We start from the raw sequence: 16,912 nt of genomic DNA on the forward strand, positions 1-16,912 counted from the left end.
CTCCCTGTGCTGCGGGTGGTGGTCAGTTCACCGCGCCGATGGAGACGGTGCCGCGACCGACGACCGCGCCCTCGCTGGTCACCACGGCCAGCTCACCGGAGAGCTTCCGGCCCGCGGCCGGGGCGGACTGGGCGGTCACCGTACCCGAGAGGGTGCCGGTGGCCCCGTGCGCCAGGGTGAGCGTGCCGCTCGACGCCGCCAGGGTGCCGAGCGCCGGAGACGAGTACGAGTCCTGGTAGTCGTACTCGGTGCTGCCACCGGCACCGTCCACCGCGTACGCGTCCACGACGACCCGGTAGGTGCCCGCGACCGGGTTGGTCAGGGTCACCGCCTCCTCCGAGTCACCGTCGGCCTGCTGCCCGACCAGGGTGGTGCCCCGGTAGATGAACAGGTCGAGGTCGGCACCGGCGTTCGACGGGTTACCGATGCGGGCGGTGAAGGTGGTCGCCCCCGCCGGCACCTCGACGATGAACTCCTGCTGAGCCAGCTCCACGATGGTCGGCCGCTCGGCGTGCGCGCTGGAGAGCGGGCCGCCGCGCCCGGTCACCGAGACCGGGCCGAAGGTGTTCTTCAGCGACCAGCTCACCGAGGTCGGGGCACCGGCGGTGACCGCCGGCAGCTCGACCACGGCCGGGTCGACCGCGACGCCCTGAACCCGAGCCTGGAGCTGGTACGGGTTGTTCAGCGCCGGCGAGGTCCGCCGGGACTCCACCTCGATCTCCCAGACCCCGGGCATCGGGTTGGCGTAGTCCCGCTCGAACGAGTCACAGACGACCGTGCTGATGAAGTTCGTGAAGCAGGCCAGGCTGGAGGTGCTCTCCACCGGGACGCCCCACGGGTTGATGGCGATGAAGCGGGTCTGCGACCCGGTGGCGATGCCGGCGAGGTTCACCTGGAGGGCACCGGCACCCGGCGGGACCGTCACGAAGTACGACGTGGTGCTGTTCCGGTCCACCGAATCGCGCGCCGAGTACGCGAAGTTGGGCTTGCTGACGTCGTTCGAGGCCACCACCACTGCGGAGAACTCGAAGTCGATCGTGTTGGTGGCCGGGTCGTCGATGGTCACGAGCGTGCTGTGCGCTCCCGCCGTCTTGGGCTTGGCGGTGACCGTGATGGTGACGGCCTTGTTCAGCGGCAGCGTGACGTTCTTCGGCGCCGAGAACGTGCCGTTGTTGCCGCGCAGACCAACCTTGTGCTTGATGTTGCCGGTCGGGCCGGTGGTCCGGGTCAGCGTGACCTGGTACGACTTCGACTGGTTCACCTTGTGACCGCCCTCGGCGGAGCCGCAGCGGTTGTAGACGCCGCTGCCCCGGTTCGGGGTGGCCAGCTGACCGGAGAGCGCCGTGCAGACCGGGGCGTCGGCCACGTACTCGTTCGGCTCCACGCTCTTGCGCAGCAGCTTCCAGGCGCCCGGCACGTCGAGCATGCCGTAGCCCTGGGCGTACGTCGGGGTGTCGGCGATCGGCTTGGCCGAGCTGAAGATGGCCCGGCGCAGCGCGGCCGGCGTGACCCCCTGGTCGGTCGCCTTGGCGGCGGACAGCAGCAGCGCGGCGCCACCGGCGGCCTGCGGAGAGGCCATCGAGGTGCCGTTGAACATGCCGTAGCCCGGCGGGAGGGCGTAGCCGGCCTCGGCGACCGGGCTGCCGGCCTGCCAGACCGGGGTGGTGGAGATGGCCGAGCCCGGTGCGGCGATGTTCGGCTTGGCGCCGCCGTCCTCACGCGGGCCGCGCGAGGAGAAGTTGAACAGGGCGTTCTTCTTCTTGACCACCGAGCCGTAGTTGGCCAGCCAGGTGTCCTTGCTGACGCTCGCCGCCACGCTCACCACGTTGCTGGAGGCGGACGGGTCGCCGATGGTGTTCACGCCCGGACCGGAGTTGCCGGCCGAGATGAACATCTGCACCCCGTAGGTGGTGATCAGGTTGTTGTAGAGGGTGGCGCGGGCGTTGTTGCCGTCGTTGAGCGCCGGCAGGCCACCGATCGACATGTTGATGACGTCGACCCCACGGTTGATCACCAGGTCGGCCATGCCGGTGGTGAGCGCGGCGTACGTGCAGCCGCCGCCCCACGAGCAGGCACGGGAGGAAACCAGCTTGGCGCCGGGGGCGGCACCGTTGAACGCCTTGTTGCCCAGCATGCTGTTGGCGGCGGTGATGCCGGCGACGTGCGTGCCGTGCGCGCTCTCGATGATGCCGATGTTTACGTAGTCGACCAGGCCCGGGCCGCCCAGCGGGGTGGTGTCGACGTTCTTGCGGTACTCGACCACGAACGACATCCGCTCCGCTGCGGGCGTCGCCGGGTTGTCGGTGCCGAAGTAGCCGACGTCGAACTTCTCCTTGTAGGGCCGCATCACGGCCTCGTCGGTGAAGTCGCCGTCCTGGTCGGTGTCGACCCAGACGTTGTTTGTCGTCGGGTCGAAGAGGATGCCCCACTGGTCGGTCTTGTCGCCGTCGCGGTTGACGTCACCGGCGGGGTCGCTCCGCTCGGTGATCGACTCGCTGAACAGGTTGAACCGGTAGGTGCCCGCCGGTGCCGTCCAGGTGCGTCCCGCCACGGTGAAGGACGGACCGGTCACCTGGGTGATCATCGGTCGCCAGGTGGAGTCCTCGAACGGATCCGTGGCGGTGACCCAGTCGACGATCTTCCGCTCGCCGGTGGTGGTCTTCTGCAACGCCGGGTGCTCCAGGTCCACACCGGAGTCCATGATGCCGATGGTGACGCCGCGCCCGTCCCACTTCGGGTTCTGCTTGACGAACTTGACCGCACCGATCTCGCCCGTCGGCATGTAGGCGTTGTCGGCGGGCGTGTTGGCGCCCGGGCCGCTGAGCGTGCTGCCCTGCTTCTCGGCCTTCTTGCCGCCCTGGACGGCCTCCGGCTTCGGGTCGGGCAGCTGGATTTCCTGGTCCAGGTCGACGGCGGCGACGCCAGGCAGGGTGGCGGCCTTCAACGCCTTGCTGGTCGGCACCTTGGCCAGCACGTAGCCGATGGTGTCGTAGCGTTCGTTGACCGCGGCACCGAGCTCCTTGAGGTCGCCTTCGACCTCCTTCGCCTTGCCCTTCTCGGTGGCGACGATCATCGTGACCGTGGGTGCCTTCTTCGCCTCCGCCTCGGCGAGCAGCTTGGCGTCGTGCTGGCCCAGCGCCTCGGCGGGGGTGACCTGCGCGGGGTCGAGGCCGGCGGGAGCGGCGCTTGCGGTGGCGGCACCGCCCGCCACGGTCACGGCGCCGGCCGCCATGACCGAGGCGAAGAGCGCGGCGGAGGTACGCCGGCTCAGGTTTCGGGGTTTACTCACGTTCTCTTTCCTCCAGAGAACTCAGGCGCCCTCAGATGCAGGGCACGCGTGAGCGAATCCTTCGCGGTGCCGACCGTCGATGTCACTACCGCCCGGTACGTTGTGACCATCTCGTGATATGAGTATTTCCCGCTGTCACAAAGTTGCCAGTCAGGGCACCGATTTGGTTGACCGGATTCGATCATCCGGTGTGGAATCATCGACAAGTTCGGGTGCCTGCGGTTGCCGGGGAGCCAGCTCCACCTGGCCCGGCGTGGGTATTTCCTGGTCGGACACTCCCAGCTCGGCCAGCTTGCGTGCGCTGACCAACACCCGCGCCTCCAGCGATCCCACCGCCCGGTTGTACGCGGTCACCGCGGCACCGAGCGAGGAGCCGAGCTTGCCCACGTGGTCACCGAGCGTGGAGAGCCGTCCATACAGTTCCCGGGCCAGCGAATGCACCGCGACCGCGTTGCGGGCCAGCTGTTCCTGCCGCCAGGACCAGGCCACCGTACGCAACATCGCGACCAGGGTGGCCGGAGTGGCCAGCACGACGTTGCGGGCGAAGGCGTGTTCCAACAGCGTCGGGTCGCGCTGCAACGCCACGTCCAGGAACGGATCGGCCGGTACGAAGAGCACCACGAACTCGGGAGTGGACGGGAACGCCGCCCAGTACGACTTGGCGGCCAGCGCGTCCACGTGGGCCCGCAGGTGCTTCGCGTGTGCGTCGAGATGCGCGTCCCGGCCGCGTTCGTCGCGCGCCTCCATCGCGGTGAGGTACGCGTCGAACGGTGCCTTGGCGTCCACCACCACGGTCCGCCCGCCGTGCAGTCGAACCACCAGGTCGGGGCGTACCGTCTGGTGGTCGGTGGCGGCGGTGACCTGCTCGGAGAAGTCGCAGTGCTCCAGCATGCCGGCGGCCTCGACGATCCGGCGCAGCTGATGCTCGCCCCACCGGCCGCGTACCTGCGGGGCGCGCAGCGCCGCGACCAGCTGTTTCGTCTCGGTACGCAGCTCGCCGGAGACGGCGCTCATCGAGCGCACCTGCTCGCGCAGCTCGGCGTACGCGTCGACCCGGTCCCGCTCCAGTTCGGCCACTCGCTGCTCGTAGCGGCGCAGGGTGTCGTGCAGCGGCGCCACCGCCCGGGCGACCGCCTCCTGCGACTGGGCCGTCGCCTCGTAGCTCAACGCCCGCATCGACTGCTCCAGCCGTCCCTCGCCGTCTCGGGTGGCGCGCAGGGTGGCGTCCAACCGGGCGATCTCGGTCGCCGCCCGGGCCCGGCCGGCGAACCAGCCCACCGCGCCACCGGCACCGAGACAGACGACGACAACCACCAAGGTCGTGAACTCCACGCCACGAGCTTGCCAAACAACGCCTACCGGCGCCGCTCACGCGTGCGGCCTTTCGGCCGGAGCATCATCCGTGCCGCTCATGCGTGCGGCCTTTCGGCCGGAGCGTCAGCGGTGCCGCTCCCGCTTGCGGCCTTTCGGCCGGAGCGTCTGAGGTTCCCCCGGTAGCTCGGAGGCTTTCGATCATGCGTGCAGGCTTTCGGCCGCTAGGGCCTGTGTCGAAGTCGGTCACAGCCACTCGTTGATCGCGGCGATGTGAACGGTAGCTTCGTAGCGGACGGCGAGTTTGTCGAAACGAGTCGCTACGGCTCGATAGCGTTTGAGCTGGTTGATGCCGCATTCCACGGCGTGACGCTGCTTGTACCGCTCGGGATCGAAGGCCGGTGGCCGGCCGCCCTTGGACCCCTTCTTGCGCCGGTTGGCGTCTTGGTCGGCCTTTGACGGGATCGTCGCGGCGATGCCGCGTCGGCGCAGGTAGCGGCGGTTAGCTCGGGACGTGTACGCCTTGTCGGCCAAGACTCGGTCCGGGCGGGTTCGGGGCCGGCCGCCGCCGAGGCGGGGCACCCTGATCCCGTCGAGCACCGCCACAAACTGCGGGCTGTCCCCACGCTGCCCAGCGGTCAACACGATCGACAACGGCTTGCGCCCTTGCTCGCAGGCCAGATGCAGTTTCGTGGTCAGCCCACCCCGCGACCGCCCAAGCGCGTGATCGGTCGGCTCGACCATGACCCCGCCCGGCGGCTCGGCCTGCAGATCCCCTTTACGCGCCCCGGCGGCGTGCTGATGAGCCCGGGCAACCGTCGAGTCCACCGACACGTCCCAGACGACGCGTCCGGACGCATCAGCCACCGCCTGCAACACCGTCAGGATCCTCGCCCAGGTCCCATCACGCTGCCAACGCCGAAACAGCCCGTACACCGCAGCCCAGGACCCATAACACTGCGGCACGTCCCGCCACGGGGCACCGACCCGAATCCGCCACCGAATCCCATCAATGAGCTGCCGTTTCGTCCATACCGACGGCCGACCTGGCCTACGCCCCACAGGCAGCAGCGGCTCCAGCGCCACCCACTGTGCGTCGGTCAAGTCGTGCCGCCTCGCCACCGCTAGGGTATCCACGAGGTCTCCGGTGTTCGGGTTCTGCTTGGTCGCTGAACCAGATACCGGAGACCTCGCTACATCTCGAACACCGACACACGAAGATCCTCAAGCCGGCAGCTCAAGCCCTGCCACCGACTTCGACACACGCCCTAGCGCGCCGGGCGGCCGGCTGCCCGGTCGGCCATGTGATGCGGTCGGTGGGCGCAGCAGGTGGGTCCGTGGCACCGGGTGGGTACGTTTGAGTTGTGGAACTTCTGCTGGTCGTAGTCCTCTTGGTGGTCCTCGGCGTCGGCGTGGCGCGGTGGCAGCGGCAGCGTGCGGCGCGTGACCTCGCCGACGTGCAGGCCGACGCGCGCCGCTGGTACGAGCGCCTCGGCGGACAGGTGATGAACCTCAGCGGCGAGGAACCGGCGGTGCGCCAGGCGCTTGCCGACGCCGCGGAGCGTTACCACGCGGCCGGTTCGCAGCTGGAGCAGGCGCGCAGCGCCACCCAGTACCGGCTGGCCCGGGAGACCGCGATCGAGGGCCTGACCTACATCCGGGCCGCCCGGGTGGCGCTCGGCATCGATCCGGGGCCGGACCTGCCGCCGTTGGCCGCCGCGAGCGGTGCCGGGCAGCTGACCGTGCCGCGCCAGGTGGATGTGCAGGGTCAGACGTTCAAGGCGGGCCCGCAGCCGGGCCGGGACACCCCGTACTACTACCCGGGCGGCCGGATGCAGGGCCGGCCGGTGCCGGCGGGCTGGTACTCCACGCCCTGGTGGAAGACCGCGCTGGGTGCCGGTGCTGGCGTCATCGGCGGCATGCTGATCGCCGACGCGCTCTTCTCGCCGTCGTTCGGCGACCCCGGCTACGACGCCGCCGCCGGCATGGGCGACACCGGCGGCGACTTCGGCGGTGGTGATTTCGGCGGCGGCGACCCCGGCGCCGGTGACTTCGGCGGCGATTTCGGTGGCGGCGACTTCGGCGGTGGTGATTTCGGTGGCGGCTTCGACATCTGACGCCCGACCGATCGGCAGCTGTTAAGAAGGGGCCCTTCCTATACCGCAGGCGTTAACAAGGGCCCCTTCCTTACTCCTCAGCCGGTGTTGCGCATGCCGGCGGCGATGCCGTTGACCGTGGTGAGCAACGCCCGCTCCAACGCCGTGCCGTCGCTGGGTGCGCGCCGCCCGCCCGGCGCGGTGACCATCGCCCGTCCGGCGGCACCCGAGTCGCGGTACTGCCGCAGCAGCGCCACCTGGAGATGGTGCAGCGGCTCCAGGTAGGTGTCGCGGACCGCCAGGGTGCGCTGGAGCACCGGAGAGTTCTCCAGCAGGTCGGGCGAGTCGGTGACGGCCAGCACCTCGCGCCGGGTCAGCTCGTACTCCTCCTCGATCTTGGCGAAGATCGGGTGCAGCCTCTTCGGGACCAGGGTCTCCACGTACCGGCGGGCGATGCCGAGGTCGGTCTTGGTAAGCATCATCTCCACGTTCGACAGGAACGTGCGGAAGAAGTGCCAGTTGCGGTGCATCTCGGCGAGCACGTCGGCCAGGCCGGCCTCCCGGGCGGCGGCCAGGCCGGAGCCCACCCCGAACCAGCCGGGCACGATCTGCCGGGTCTGGGTCCAGCCGAACACCCACGGAATGGCCCGCAGCCCGGACAGGCCGGCACCGGTGTTGGGGCGCTTCGCCGGCCGGGAGCCGATGTTCAGTGCGCCGAGCAACTCGGTGGGCGTGGACGCCCAGAAGTACGCCGGCAGGTCCGGGTCCTCCACCAGCGACCGGTACGACCGGTACGCCGAGGAGGACACCACGTCCATCGCCGCGTCCCAGCGTTCCAGCATCTCGGCGGGCTGCCGGGGCGCGGTGTGCAGCAGGGTGGCCTGGAGCACCGCGGCCACGGTCAGTTCCAGGTTCTCCCGGGCCAGCGCGGGCAGCGTGTACTTGTCGGAGATGACCTCACCCTGCTCGGTCACCTTGATCGCGCCGTCCAGCGTGCCGTACGGCTGGGCCAGGATCGCGTCGTGCGTCGGCCCGCCGCCGCGACCCACCGTGCCGCCCCGGCCGTGGAAGAGCCGCAGGTGCACACCGTGCCGGGCGGCCACGTCCCGCAGCGCCCGCTGGGCCCGGTGAATCGACCACTGGCTGGTGGTGATGCCGGCCTCCTTGTTGGAGTCGGAGTAGCCGAGCATCACCTCCTGCACGTCACCCCGGGCCGCCACCAGCGCCCGGTACGCGGGCAACGACAGCAGTTCGTCGAGCAGTTCACCACCGGCGTTCAGCTCGGCGGGAGTCTCCAGCAGCGGCACGAAACCGATCCGGGCCCGCCCGCTGTGCACGTCCACCAACCCGGCCTCGCGGGCCAGTAGCACCGCGGCGAGTACGTCGTCCACGCCGAGGGTCATCGAGATGATGTACGACTCGATGACCTCGCTGCCGAACCGGTCCTGCGCCTCGCGGATGGTGCCGAACACGTCGAACGTCTTGCGGGCCGACTCGCTCAACGGGGTGTCCGCAGTGGAGAGCGGCCGACGCCCGGTCAACTCGTCGGCGAGCAGCTTGGTGCGCTCCAGCCGGGTCAGCGCCGGGTAGTCGTCGACCTCGCCAACCGCCTGGTAGAACTGGGTGAGCACCTCGTGGTGCTTCTCGGCGTGCTCCCGGACGTCCATGGTCGCCAGGTGCAGGCCGAACGCGGAGACGGTACGGATGGTCGAGGCGAGCCGGCCGACGGCGGTGAGCTGGCCGGAGTTGCGGGCCAGCGAGGCGCGCAGCAGCTCCAGGTCGGCGATCAGCTCGGCGGAGCCGCGATAGTCCCGCCCCGGCACGTGCGGCGTGCCCTGCCGCAGCCGGGCGCGGGTGTTGGCCAGCTTGGCCCGTACGCAGCGGGCCTTGAGGCGGTACGGCTCCTCCGCGTTGACCCGCCGGAACCGGGGCGCCACCTCGGGCAGCGCGTCGAGGTCGGCGGCGAGGCTGGCGGAGAGGTCCAGCGACACCCCGCGCAGCCGGCGGGAGACCGACACCTCGTTGATCAGTTCCTCCATCGCCGCCTCGGTGGCGGAGAGCCCGTGCTCGTGCTGGATGGCCAGCACCTCGCGGGTCACCGTCGGGGTGACGAAGGGGTTGCCGTCGCGGTCCCCGCCGATCCAGGTGCCGAAGGTGAGCGGGCGGGCCGTCGGCGAGGTCTCCACGCCGAGGGTGCGCAGCGTCTCGGCCAGGTCGTCGAGCACCTGCGGGGCGGCCTCGGCGTACAGGTCGCGCAGGTAGTAGATGGCGTTGCGGGCCTCGTCGGTCGGATCCGGCCGGTCCAGCCGCAGCTCGTCGGTCTGCCACATCAGGTCCAGCAGCTCGGCCAGCCGCCGGTTCGCCGGGCCCTCGTCGCTGGCGCCGTAGAGGATCGCGTTGGCCGTCTCGGTGTCCAGCTCGTCGGCGATCGCGCGCAGCTTGGACAGGATCGACCTGCGGGCCGCCTCGGTCGGGTGGGCGGTGAAGACCGGGCGCACGGCCAACCGGCGGGCCACCGAGGCGATCTCCTCCGCCGGCACGCCCCGCTCGGAGATCATTTTGGCCGCCTGGTCCAGCCAGCCACCGTGGATCGCCCGGCGGCGACGCAGGTCGCGGGCCCGGTGCACCTGCTCGGTGATGTTGGCCAGGTGGAAGTAGGTGGAGAAGGCGCGGGCCAGCTTGGTGCCGGTGGTCACGTCCAGGCCACCGAGCCGGCTGGCCGCCGCCGGTGGGTCGGTACGGACCTGGGCGCGGATCTCCTCGACGAGGTCGAGCAGGGGGCGGCCCTCCTGGCGGGCCAACGTCTGCCCGAGCAGCGTGCCGAGGCGACGGATGTCGGCGCGCAGGGCGGCGTCCGGGCCATCATGATCGTGCTGGTCGGTCACCATGCGCTCCTCACATGAGTACGAGGGACAGCGCTGTCCGACTCCCCCGATCGTATCCAGCTCAACCCCGATGAAAGGAAGGGCCCCTTGTTAACGCCTTTTGTATAGGAGGGGCCCCCTCCTAACAGCTTGACCGCTCACGCATCAGCTGTCCGCACCTTCCAGTGCTGCTCAGGCGTTCGGTGCCGCCCCTACTGGCGGCGGCGCGCCGGCCGTACCACCGCCCTCGCGGTGATCAAGCCCACGTCCCGCTCCTGATGTGGATCTTGGTCCGAAACCGCCCTCATGGGGGCACTTTCGGACCAAGAATCCCCACCGCTGGAACACGCCCGCGCGGACGGTGCGGACGGTTAGGCGGTGGGGTCGGCACCTGGGGCCGGTGTCGGGTCACTTCCCGCAAACGATCACGTCGCGGGTTCCACCACGGCGTACGCGCGGACGGGGAAGGTGGCCATGCCGGCGACCCGGGGCGGGGCGGCGGTGAATCGGAAACCGTCGGGCGGCAGGGCGGCGAGCCCGGTCAGGTGTTCCACGATCGAGAGGCCGGCGGCCAGCAGGATGCTGTGCGCGGGGCGCTCACCGCCCGCCGCCGCAGACATGTCGTCGATGTTTATGGAGTCGATGCCGATCAGGGTCGCACCCGCGTCGACCAGGGCCTGCGCGCCGTCGCCGGTCAGGTAGGGCGCCTCCGACGCGGCGTACCGCTCGGTGCCGAAGTGGGTGTCCCAGCCGGTGTGCAACAACACCGCTTTACCGGCGACGTCGTACGGGGCCAACAGCAGGCGGTCGATCGCCCGGACGTCACCGGGAACCCGGACCACGATCCCCGGCAGGTCGACGAGCCGGTCCAGCGGTACGCCGGCCAGGTCGGCGCCATCGGCGTAGCGGTGGGCGGGGGCGTCCAGGTAGGTGCCGGTGTTGGCGATCATGTCGATCCGGGCGACCTGGAACTCGACGCCCGGGGCGTAGCGTTCCCGGGACCCCTCGAAGGTCAGCCAGTCGGTGATCCGGGGTGCCGGCCAGTGCGGCAGGGTGACCATCCCATCGGTGATCACGTGGCTCAGCTCGACCAGGCGGCGGCCCGCCCCCTCGCCGGGGGTCGCCACACCGCGACCGCCCCTGTGCGCTTCCTCGATGATCGTCTTGTTCGTGATCCGCACCTCGGCCACCATCAACAACCCGAGATGCCGGACGAACAGCGTGGCCAACTCCTCGTCGGTGACGTCGCGGCCCGGAATGTCCAGCCGGAACCCCTCGGTACGCAGGCTGCCCCCGTTGGCGAAGGTGACCGCTGCGTCGAACTGTGCCCGAAAATCCCCGTCCATCCTCGGCAGCCGACCACAACCGTCAACCGGCCGTCAAGATCTCTCCCACCTCCGTCGGTGGCCCGTACCGACGGAGCGGGGAGGTCGGCTGCCGTGGACGGCGGTGGATCGTCGGTCCGGGGCGATAGTGTCGACCGGTGTAACCCCCCGTCCGGCCGGACGCGGGGTGATCGTCGTGCCCTCGCCTCGGAAGTGATCATGACTGCGCTCACCGGACTGTTCGCCGCCGCTCTGGCCGACCCGGGCCTGGCCCGGGTCCGTGACCTGGCGCGCTCCGGTGCGGCCCAGGTCGACGGCCTCGACCTGACCGCCCCGCCGGCGCTGCGTCCGTTCGCGGTCGCCGCCGTGGCGGCGGACCCCGCTGGCCCGGCCAACGGCGCTGCCGCCCCGGCAGGCGCCCCGGGAGGCCGAGCGGCAGGCGCCCCGGCAGGCACCCCAGCAGGCACCCGGAGAGGCGGAGCGGCAGGCACCCCGGGAGGCGGAGCGGCAGGCGCCCCGGGAGGCACCCCGGGAGGCGGGCTGGCAGGCGGGCCGGACAGCGGGGGAGCCGGGCGGCCGGTGCTGGCGGTCACCGCCACCACCCGCGAGGCCGAGGATCTCGTCGCCGCGCTTGGCAGTCTCCTCCCGGCCGAGCAGGTGGCGATCTTCCCGAGTTGGGAGACGCTGCCGCACGAGCGGCTCTCGCCGCGCTCCGACACCGTCGGTCGCCGGCTGGCGGTGCTGCGCCGGCTCGCCCACCCGGACTCGGCCGACGCGCACGGACGCACCGGGCCGCTGCGGGTGGTCGTGGCGCCGGTCCGGTCGGTGCTGCAACCGCAGCTCAAGGGGCTCGGCGACCTGGAGCCGGTGCGGCTGTCGGCCGGCGAGGAGGCCGACCTGGAGCAGGTCGCGCGACAGCTGACCGACATGGCGTACGCGCGGGTCGACCTGGTCACCAAGCGGGGCGAGTTCGCCGTACGCGGTGGCATTCTCGACGTCTTCCCGCCCACCGACGAGCATCCTTCCCGGGTCGAGTTCTGGGGCGACGAGGTGGAGGAGATCCGCACCTTCGCCGTCGCCGACCAGCGCACCATCGAGCAGGTCGCCCAGCTCTGGGCGCCGCCCTGCCGGGAGTTGCTGCTCACCCCGGCGGTCCGCGAGCGGGCCGCCACGCTGGCGCAGCAGCATCCGGAGCTGGCCGAGATCCTGGACAAGCTGGCCGGTGGCGTACCGGTCGAGGGGATGGAGTCGCTCGCCCCGGCGCTGATCGGCGGTGACTCGATGGAGCTGCTGCTGGACTGCATGCCGGCGGGCACCCACGTGTTGCTCTGCGACCCGGAGCGGATCCGCACCCGGGCGCACGACCTGGTGCGTACCTCGGCGGAGTTCCTCGCGGCCAGCTGGGCCGCGGCCGCCGTCGGTGGCCAGGCCCCGGTCGACCTCGGCGCCGCCGCCTTCCGCACCCTGGCCGACGTCCGCACGCGGGCCGCTGACCTGCGCCAGCCCTGGTGGACGCTCTCGCCGTTCGGACTGGCCGAGCCGGCCGGCGCGGCGGCGACCCGGCAGCCGTGGGAGGACGAGCCGGAGCCGGTCGACGTCACCCCCGACGACGCGATCGCGGTGGCCCTGACCGCCCAGCCCGCGCCGCTCTACCACGGCGAGACCGCCCGAGTGGTCGACGACCTCAAGCGGTGGGCCGGTGAGGGCTGGTCGATCGCGCTGGTCTTCGAGGGGCACGGTCCCGCCCAGCGGGCAGTCGAGGTGCTCCGCGACGGCGGCCTCGGCGCCCGGCTGACCGAGGAGGTGCCGGCCGCGCCCGCCCCGGGCGAACTGCTTGTCACCTGCGGCAGCCTGACCGGTGGCTTCGTCGACGAGGCGGCCCGGTTCGTGCTGCTCACCGGCAACGACGTCACCGGTGGTCGGGGCGTCTCCACCCGGGACATGCGCAAGCTGCCGAGCCGGCGGCGCAACACCATCGACCCGCTCGAGTTGCGCGCCGGTGACCACGTGGTGCACGAGCAGCACGGCATCGGCCGGTACGTGGAGCTGGTGCAGCGTACGGTCAACGGTGCCTCCCGGGAGTACCTGGTCATCGAGTACGCCCCGAGCAAGCGCAATCAGCCGGGCGACCGGCTCTTCGTCCCCACCGACCAGCTCGACCAGTTGAGCCGCTACGTCGGCGGTGAGCAGCCGACCCTGCACAAGATGGGCGGCTCGGACTGGCAGAAGTCCAAGGCCCGGGCCCGCAAGGCGGTCCGCGAGATCGCCGCCCAGCTGATCCAGCTCTACGCCGCCCGCAAGGCGTCCAAGGGGCACAACTTCGGGCCGGACACCCCGTGGCAGCGGGAGCTGGAGGACGCCTTCCCCTGGCAGGAGACGCCCGACCAGCTCTCCGCCATCGAGGAGGTCAAGCGGGACATGGAGCAGAGCGTCCCGATGGACCGGCTGATCTGCGGAGACGTGGGCTACGGCAAGACCGAGATCGCGGTACGGGCGGCCTTCAAGGCGGTGCAGGACGGCAAGCAGGTGGCCGTGCTGGTGCCCACCACCCTGCTGGTGCAGCAGCACTACAACACTTTCGCCGAGCGGATGAGCCAGTTCCCGATCACGATCCGGCAGCTGTCCCGGTTCCAGACGCCGAAGGAGGCCGAGCAGACGCTGGAGATGGTGGCCAACGGCACCGCCGACATCGTCATCGGCACCCACCGGCTGCTTCAGGCGGCCACCCGGTTCAAGTCGCTGGGGCTGGTCATCGTCGACGAGGAACAGCGTTTCGGCGTCGAGCACAAGGAGCACCTGAAGTCGATGCGGGCCGCGGTCGACGTGCTGAGCATGTCGGCCACCCCGATTCCGCGGACCCTGGAGATGGCGATCACCGGGATCCGGGAGATGTCCACGATCGCCACTCCGCCCGAGGAGCGGCACCCGGTGCTCACCGCCGTCGGGGCGTACGACGAGCGGCAGGTGGCCGCCGCGATCCACCGCGAGCTGCTCCGCGACGGCCAGGTCTTCTACCTGCACAACCGGGTCGAGTCGATCGAGCGGACCGCCCGGCGGCTGCGCGAGCTGGTGCCGGAGGCCCGGGTCGCGGTGGCCCACGGCCAGCTGGGCGAGGACGCCCTGGAGCGGGTCATGGTCGGCTTCTGGGAGAAGGAGTACGACGTCCTGGTCTGCACCACGATCGTGGAGTCCGGCATCGACATCCCGAACGCCAACACCCTGATCGTGGAGCGGGCCGATTTGCTCGGCCTGGCTCAGCTGCACCAGATCCGGGGCCGGGTCGGCCGGGGCCGGGAGCGGGCGTACGCGTACTTCCTCTACCCGCCGGACAAGCCGCTCACCGAGCACGCCCATGAGCGGCTGGCCACCATCGCCCAGCACACCGAGCTGGGTGCCGGCATGTACGTGGCGATGAAGGACCTGGAGATCCGGGGCGCCGGCAACCTGCTCGGCGGCGAGCAGTCCGGGCACATCGAGGGCGTCGGGTTCGACCTCTACGTGCGGATGGTCGGCGAGGCGGTGCAGGCGTTCAAGGGCGAGCGTCCCGAGGAGGAGACCGACGTCAAGATCGACCTTCCGGTGGACGCGCACCTGCCGCACGACTACGTCGGCGTGGAGCGGCTGCGCCTGGAGATGTACCGCAAGCTCGCCGAGGCCCGCGACTCCGAGCGGCTGCGCGAGGTGGCCGCCGAGATGACCGACCGGTACGGCGAGCCGCCCGCCCCGGTGCAGAACCTGATCGCGGTGGCCCGGTTCCGGTTGCTGGCCCGACGCTACGGCCTGACCGACGTCAGCATGCAGGGCAAGCACCTCCGGTTCGGGCCGCTGCCGCTGCCGGACTCCAAGCAGCTGCGGCTCAAGCGCTACCACCCCGACTCGGTCTACAAGGCCGCGCTCGACCAGGTGAGTGTGCCCCGCCCGACCACTCGCCGGATCGGTGGCGAGCCGTTGCGCGACCAGGCGCTGCTGGAGTGGTGCGCCCAGCTCCTCTCCGACGTGCTCGGCGAACCCAGCCCGGCCCGGCCGGTCGCGGTCGCCGCGAGCTGAGCTCCGCGCCGGCTTCGGCGACCCCACCTGACCCCGGCCCGACCGGTCGCCGCCGCGAGCTGAGCGCGTGCCGGCTTCGGCGAACCCTCCCAGCCAGGGTGGGAAGTGGGCATGAGAGAGTGACGGGCATGCGTGCTCGCCGTCTTGTCGCCGTCGCCAGCGTGGCGGTCGGCCTGGTCGCTCTCGCCGGTTGCCGTTCCGAGCCCGGTGTCGCCGCGTACGTCGGTGACCACCGGATCACCGAGGACGCGGTCACCGAGGTCATCGACGACGCGCGGGCGAAGAACCCGGCGCCGACCGAGACCTCCGAGCCGGCCGAGGTCCCGGCCGGAGCGGCACCTCGGCTGCCGGGGCGCAGCGAGGTGGTGAGCGTCCTGGTGCTCAGCGAGGTCTGTGACCGGGTCTCCGCCGCCGAGGGTTACCGGCCGCAGCGCGAGGTCGACCCGGCCCAGATCGCCCAGGGCGTCGGCCTGAGCCCCGAAACCGATTACGTACGCCAGACCGCCGAGCTGTACGGCTGTCTGTCCGGCATTCCGGTAGGTGAGCCGGTGGCCCCGACCGAGCAGGAGTTGGCCGACCTGGTGGCCGCCGGCAAGCGGGCCGGCGCGGTGCCGGCCGAGGTGACCGTCGAGCAGGCCGCCGCCCAGCTCGACGGCGAGCAGCTTCGCTTCGCGCTGGCCAACCGCAACTCGCTGGCCCAGGCGGTCGACGCCTACGACGTGACCGTCAATCCCCGCTATCGGCCGCTGATCTTCCCGGTGCTGAGCTTCAGCGCGGAGACGCCGATCGTCGCGGTGGGCGTGCCGCTGGGTGAGCCGGGCTCGGGCGCGGTCTCCGACATCTCCACCCCGAAGCCGAAGCCGACGGCCGGCCCGACCGACGGCTGAGCATGCCCCGGATCGTCCTGCTGGTCACCTCGCCCCGGTTGCCGGCGGGGCTGCTGACGGCAGCTGCCTGGGACGTCGTACGCGCGGCACCGGTGCTGGCGGCGGCGGAGAGTGAGCTGACCACGGCGATCCGGGCGTCCGGCGCCCAGGTGCGGGTGCTCGACGGCCCGGCGGTGCCCGCATTGCTGGACTCGGCCGCAACGCACGGCACGGTGGTCTGGCTGGCCGGCCCCGCCGGTGACGAGACGCTCGCCCGCGAGCTGGGCCTGCGGTTGGCCCGCGAACCGGGTCTGGCGGAACTTGAGCTGATGTACGGCTCGTGGGATCCGCCGGGTGCCCGGCTGCTCGACGCGGTGGCCGTGCTGGACCGGCTGCTCTCGCCCGGTGGTGATCCGTGGAAGCGGGCGCAAACCCATCGCAGCCTGGCCGGGTTCCTTCTCGAAGAGTGCTACGAGGCGTACGACGCGATCATCGCCGGGGACACCGACGCGCTGCGCGAGGAGTTGGGTGACGTGCTGCTCCAGGTGGTGCTGCACGCGCGGCTCGCCGAGGAGTTGCCCGAGGACCGGCGGTGGACGGTGGACGACGTGGCCGGCGGGCTGGTGGAGAAGATGGTCCGGCGCAACCCGCACGTCTTCGCGGGTGCGGAGGCGGGCTCGCTGGAGGAGATCACCGCCAGCTGGGAGCGGATCAAGCAGGCCGAGAAGTCCCGCGACTCGGTGCTGGACGGCATCGCGCTCAGCCAGCCCGCCCTGGCCCTGGCCGCGAAGATCCTGGAGCGCACCGAGCGGGTCGGCCTGTCTGTGCCGCTCCCGTCGCCCCAGGCCCAGCCGGATCCCGAAGGCATCCTGGGCGCGACGCTGCTGGCCACCGTCGCCCAGGCCCGCGACGCGGGCCTGGACGCCGAGTCCGCCCTGCGCCACGCCACCCTGGCCCACGCAGACCTGATCCGCGCCACCGAACCCCCATCCACCCACTCCGACCAGTGACAAGACGTTCGGGTCGGGAATCGGCTCCGACGGAGATGCGAACTTCTTGATCAACCGGGCGATTGCGGAGCCGGCGTTGGGAGGCGGGTGCGGGGTGGGGTGGT

8 protein-coding genes and 1 pseudogene are annotated in these 16,912 nt (G+C 71.3%); 4 read left to right on the top strand and 5 right to left on the bottom strand.

The features are described from left to right. Positions 1 to 22: 22 nt before the first annotated feature. From QQG74_RS04600 to QQG74_RS04610, 3 genes are all read right to left on the bottom strand, one after another. The gene (locus tag QQG74_RS04600) at positions 23 to 3,289 is read right to left on the bottom strand and encodes a S8 family serine peptidase (RefSeq protein ID WP_341719048.1); all 3,267 of its coding nucleotides are present in this window, start codon (positions 3,287 to 3,289) and stop codon (positions 23 to 25) included. A 150-nt stretch (positions 3,290 to 3,439) separates the two neighbouring features. Beyond that, positions 3,440 to 4,621, bottom strand: a complete 1,182-nt coding sequence (locus QQG74_RS04605) for a DNA recombination protein RmuC (RefSeq protein ID WP_341719049.1) — start codon at positions 4,619 to 4,621, stop codon at positions 3,440 to 3,442. A gap of 225 nt (positions 4,622 to 4,846) precedes the next feature. Continuing rightward, entirely contained in the window at positions 4,847 to 5,737 is an 891-nt protein-coding gene (locus QQG74_RS04610; protein WP_341718701.1) for an IS5 family transposase, read from the bottom strand. Positions 5,738 to 5,964: 227 nt separating this feature from the next. On the opposite strand from QQG74_RS04610, the gene QQG74_RS04615 reads away from it, so the two are divergent. Then, complete coding sequence (locus QQG74_RS04615; RefSeq protein ID WP_341719050.1) at positions 5,965 to 6,717, top strand: hypothetical protein; 753 nt, start codon at positions 5,965 to 5,967, stop codon at positions 6,715 to 6,717. Between the two features lie 77 nt (positions 6,718 to 6,794). Here QQG74_RS04615 and ppc read toward each other — a convergent pair whose 3' ends face one another. Both ppc and QQG74_RS04625 read right to left on the bottom strand, forming a co-directional pair. Further along, the gene (gene ppc / locus QQG74_RS04620; protein ID WP_341721132.1) at positions 6,795 to 9,581 is read right to left on the bottom strand and encodes a phosphoenolpyruvate carboxylase; all 2,787 of its coding nucleotides are present in this window, start codon (positions 9,579 to 9,581) and stop codon (positions 6,795 to 6,797) included. 404 nt (positions 9,582 to 9,985) lie between these two features. Then, entirely contained in the window at positions 9,986 to 10,906 is a 921-nt protein-coding gene (locus tag QQG74_RS04625) for a cyclase family protein (protein ID WP_341719051.1), read from the bottom strand. A 540-nt stretch (positions 10,907 to 11,446) separates the two neighbouring features. Here QQG74_RS04625 and mfd point away from each other — a divergent pair. From mfd to QQG74_RS04640, 3 genes and pseudogenes are all read left to right on the top strand, one after another. Further along, positions 11,447 to 14,932 (top strand): annotated as a pseudogene (gene mfd / locus QQG74_RS04630) (transcription-repair coupling factor); the annotation flags it as partial. Positions 14,933 to 15,060: 128 nt separating this feature from the next. Then, positions 15,061 to 15,819 (top strand): hypothetical protein, encoded by a 759-nt coding sequence (locus QQG74_RS04635; RefSeq protein WP_341719052.1) that lies wholly within the window; start codon positions 15,061 to 15,063, stop codon positions 15,817 to 15,819. Positions 15,820 to 15,821: 2 nt separating this feature from the next. Next, the gene (locus QQG74_RS04640) at positions 15,822 to 16,808 is read left to right on the top strand and encodes a nucleoside triphosphate pyrophosphohydrolase (protein ID WP_341719053.1); all 987 of its coding nucleotides are present in this window, start codon (positions 15,822 to 15,824) and stop codon (positions 16,806 to 16,808) included. The last annotated feature ends 104 nt before the right edge of the window (positions 16,809 to 16,912 follow it).

This window comes from Micromonospora sp. FIMYZ51, from assembly GCF_038246755.1.
Classification (GTDB): Bacteria; Actinomycetota; Actinomycetes; order Mycobacteriales; family Micromonosporaceae; genus Micromonospora.